This is a genomic window from Sulfitobacter sp. (assembly GCF_036961165.1).
In the GTDB taxonomy this organism is placed as follows: domain Bacteria; phylum Pseudomonadota; class Alphaproteobacteria; order Rhodobacterales; family Rhodobacteraceae; genus Sulfitobacter.
In genome coordinates this window covers 1-4217 of the sequence record NZ_JBALVJ010000151.1, presented here as the reverse complement: position 1 = coordinate 4217, position 4217 = coordinate 1, and the positions used below count along the sequence as shown (strand labels likewise).

Sequence of the window (4217 nt, the reverse complement as noted above, 5' to 3'; positions counted from 1 at the left end):
GGCGCAGGACCTGAACGTATTCTCGCTTGCCCGGCTTACCCATTCTGGCTTCAAGCAGCCGGTGCAGCGTGGCAAATACATCTGGCAAATTCCAACCCTGCAAAGGCGCGGCCTGATCCAAGGCACCCACCTTTTGTTCAAGCAGGGGCAAAAAAGTGCAATGGGTCAAAAATCATATCCGCTGATGTGTAGGATCGTTTGTGCCGCGCAATAATCTCGTTGCCGCAGCCGATGATAACCTCATGCACAAACCCACGCACATGAACATCGTGGTGCGCATCGGCTACTGGCACCGAGTAATCATTGCTGCGATAGCGCACCATTGAGATCGACGTTGCACGCGTGCTGACGTGATCGCAGGCTTCATATTCTGCGACGGGCAATCCCATCAGAGCATCCAAATCCGACATCAGGCGTGCGCCTATAGTTTGGGTGTGACCCCGCAACCTATCGCCCTGACGTGCTAAACACTTCTCTTCAAAATGTGCGTTCAGATCACCAAAGCTGTCATAGCGAGGTGCGGGAACCATGAAGTTGCGGCGGGTGTATCCAACCATGCCCTCAACGTTGCCTTTATCGTTCCCTCGCGCGGGTCTGCCAAACTTGTCATCAAACAAGTAATGTGACTGCAGTTCCGTAAACCGACGTGTGCGGATGCGCGTCTTATCCCCGAGTATCCGAGCCACGGCGATCTTGGTATTGTCGTAGAGAATGGATTGCGGAATGCCGCCAAAGAAAGCAAAGGCCGAGACGTGGCCATCACAAAACGCCTCGGTTGTCTCAGCTGGATACCCCTTCACAAATACCGCATCAGAATGCGGCAGGCTCATCACGAAGAAGTGGATCTTACATTCGACGCCGCCAATCACGCCAAGGGTCTCGCCAAAATCGACCTGCGCATGACCTGGGTGATGTGACAACGGAAGAAACACCTCTTTGGTGCGCCGCTTTTGCTCCCGAACGTAATAGGTCACCGTAGTCAGGCTGCCAGCATACCGATGTTCGTCGCGCAGGCGTTCAAAAATACGCTTCGCTGTATGACGCTGCTTTTTGATCAGGGCCTTATCTGTGCGCAGGATCTCGTCGATAACACCGACATAATCATCAAGCGTTGGGCGACGGGGCGCTTCTGAACGGCGGTACCCAGGTGGCAGTGCATGACGCAGCATCTTCGCGATCGTCTTACGGTCCTTGTTAAAATATCGAGCCGCTTCTCGGGCTGACATGCCGTCCTTCAAACAAGCGCGGCGCACACGATTATAAATATCCACAGAATACATCTCCCGCCCCCCGAATAAACGAAGGACACAAACTGGCGGAATTTTACTCCGCTACAACTGCGCTATGTCGCAGCCGTTTCTGCGGCCCATTATTGCTGTGCGTTTTACATGGGTGGCTGGCTCGCGACTGCAGCGAACGGCAGCTCTCCGCCCTTTGTCTCCTATCTGATCTGTAACAGCGTCAATGTGCGATTGGACGCAAACACATCAGCAGCGGGCTTTGCCGAGATTGTCCGTGCCTTGAATACGTCCTCATGATGTTCCCTTCACCTTGACACAAAGCAACGGTGATGGTGATGGTGAACAATTGATCAATAAACTTAAGCGTTCAAAAAAATTATGTTTTAATCACCCGTGTCTCACACAATCCGACCTTTGCGAGGCGCCATCTCAATTTAGCAGGAAATGATCCCGATGATGAACCGCCGGTACATGCTTGTGAGCACAGGAGCGGCATGCTCTGCGTTGATGTCCTGCAGCGCTCCGATTTCGTCAGACCAATCCTATATCAGGACCGTAGTTAGTCGGGACCGCAATACGACCGTCTGCCACTGGACCGACATTATGCTGCAGGCCATTCGCAACCAGTCGGTTGCGCCCCCTCCTGCGACACGGGCCTTTGCGATGGCCCACGTGGCAGGGTTCAATGCCTTGAACGGTATATCGGGCGGCTATCAAGGAAGCCTGTCTGTTGGCCAAGGGCCCAAGGGTGCGGATTTGCACGCGGCCTATGCCGTCGCCTTTTCCACCGCGCTTGGAGCTGCGCTGAACTCCTCGTTCTCAATCGACCTTCACCAGTTCCTGGCCACGCGTCCAGACGGAGACCCGAAGGATCTTGGCGTCAAGTGGGGCCACCAGGTTGCCTTAGCCTTGATCCGATCACGCATTCATGACGGTGCCGAGCCGTCTCGGTCCGCGCATTACCTGGGTCGATACCCGCGGAGACAGGACAATTTGAAATGGTCCCCTACAGGGCCCTTCTATAGTGCCGGCGGCGGGCCTTCCTTCGCAAATTTCGCTCGCGGATTGTTGCCAGGCTGGGGGGGGGTGACGCCCTGGTCGATTCCGTCCGCGAGCACTTTCCTCGCCCTTGATTTTCCAGAAGAAGGTAGCGCCGAATTCAACCGTCAGCTGGAAAAAGTGCGTGCCTTGGGCAGTGCGCACAGCAAAGTACGTTCCAGCGACCAGCGCCAGATCGCCTTCTTCTGGGAGGACGGCCCGCGCGGCGTGACTCCCCCGGGCCACTGGCAGATCATTGCGATGGGGTTGCTGCAAAGAAAGCCCATGTCGCTCCTGTCGGAGGCGCGCAGCTTTGCCCTGCTATCAAGCGCTCAGGCCGATGCGGGCATCGCGACCTGGCAAAGCAAATACGCGCACGATGTGGTGCGCCCCGAGACGTATATCCGCAAGCGCGCCAAGGATCCGACACCGGGTTGGCAAACACTCATCCCAACGCCTGGTTTTCCTTCCTACACATCCGGGCACTCGGCCTTCAGCGCCTCGTCGGCGCGCATGCTGGCGCTTCTACTGGGAACCGATCGCGTGCAGTTCTCATCTACCTCCCCCGATCTGGTCAACTGGCCGCATGTCCTGACAGACGTGCGGCGCAGCTGGAGCAGCCTTTCACAGGCTGCGCAGGAAGGCGGGGACAGCCGGGAATACGGCGGCATTCACTGGGAGGCCGACAACACGGCGGGCCTGATGGCGGGACGCAGGATCGCGGATCACGTCTTTGCGAACTCTTTCAGGAAGGTTGAGTAGCCAGATGAGAACGGACAGATCACAATCATCCATCCTGATCGCGGCATTGGCGGGGGTGCCCCTGACCATCGCTGGGTTATCGGCAGCGCCCGCGCTGGCGCAGGACCTTTTGAGCTACGACGACCTTTCGTTCTTCGAAGAAGGACTGTCGACCGACATCGGCGGCGCCACGCTCAGCTTCAATGCCCTGATCGATCAAGCCTATTTAGCCCGACCTTCGACCCTGTCGGATCGCAGCAGGACGACGTTGCAAGCGGGTGTCTCGCTGGAAACGCAACTTTCGAACGGTTGGGATGTCGCCTTGCGCTACACTGGCATCTTTGTCCACCAAGGCCGCAGCCAGACGACGCACCGCTTCGCCGCCTTCGTCGGGGACCGTTGGGGAACCCTGGGCGTCGGGAACGTAACGGAACTGCTCGAAGCGCGCGTCTCGCGGCGCAACCGGGTCGGCAACGCAGCGCTCCGTCTTTCGCGCGGTCTTGGGGGGCCGACGGAAAGCGGCTTTCTCTACCGCCAGACCTTCAATGCCTATAATGTCAACCTTGCCTTCGACGACGCCGGGCATGGGCAATTCGGCGTGATATTCAATCAGCCGATCTCCTTCGGCAACTACATCTTTGGTGCAAGGATCGGCACCGGCTCGATTCAAGATCGCACCCTCGGCTTCGGAACCGGAGAAACAACGGAGGCCGCACTAATCGTCGGCTACTCCTACGGACCCTTCAACGTAGGGTTCGAAGCAGGTGCACAGGATGTAACACCCACAGGTGCCATTCAGTCAGACCGGCAGGAGTTCGTCTCGGTTGGGATGGATTACAAGCGGAGCCGCACCGCAGTTTCTCTGGAGTTCGGGCAATCGCATTATTTGGGAACGGAGTACCGTTCCGCTGCCCTTGGCATGAGACAAGACTTTGCCCGCGGTTTTTCGGCCAACTTCGGGCTGAACTATCTCGACAACGGGACGGCCAGCAACTTTCGGATGCCCTTGTCACTGCGATATGAATTTTGAACCACGCTGCGTGTTTGGCACACCGGTTACAGTTTATCTATCGGGAGGAATCGATATGGGAGCCTTTTATACGCGATTTAGTATCATGGAACGACGCAAAATTGAACGCTGGAGGTGTTGAATGTCACTGAGAGCTGACCCGGTAGCCCCATAAATTGTCACTGAGA

3 protein-coding genes are annotated in these 4217 nt (G+C 56.9%); 2 read left to right on the top strand and 1 reads right to left on the bottom strand.

Features of this window, described 5'->3' with window-relative positions:
- Window positions 1–137 precede the first annotated feature (137 nt).
- Entirely contained in the window at window positions 138–1271 is a 1134-nt protein-coding gene (gene istA / locus V7730_RS22295) for an IS21 family transposase (protein WP_335749752.1), read from the bottom strand.
- A gap of 573 nt (window positions 1272–1844) precedes the next feature.
- Here istA and V7730_RS22290 point away from each other — a divergent pair.
- Together V7730_RS22290 and V7730_RS22285 are read left to right on the top strand one after the other, a co-directional pair.
- On the top strand, window positions 1845–3041 hold the full coding sequence (locus V7730_RS22290) for a vanadium-dependent haloperoxidase (RefSeq protein ID WP_335749751.1): 1197 nt from the start codon (window positions 1845–1847) through the stop codon (window positions 3039–3041).
- A 4-nt stretch (window positions 3042–3045) separates the two neighbouring features.
- Window positions 3046–4050 (top strand): hypothetical protein, encoded by a 1005-nt coding sequence (locus tag V7730_RS22285; protein WP_335749750.1) that lies wholly within the window; start codon window positions 3046–3048, stop codon window positions 4048–4050.
- The last annotated feature ends 167 nt before the right edge of the window (window positions 4051–4217 follow it).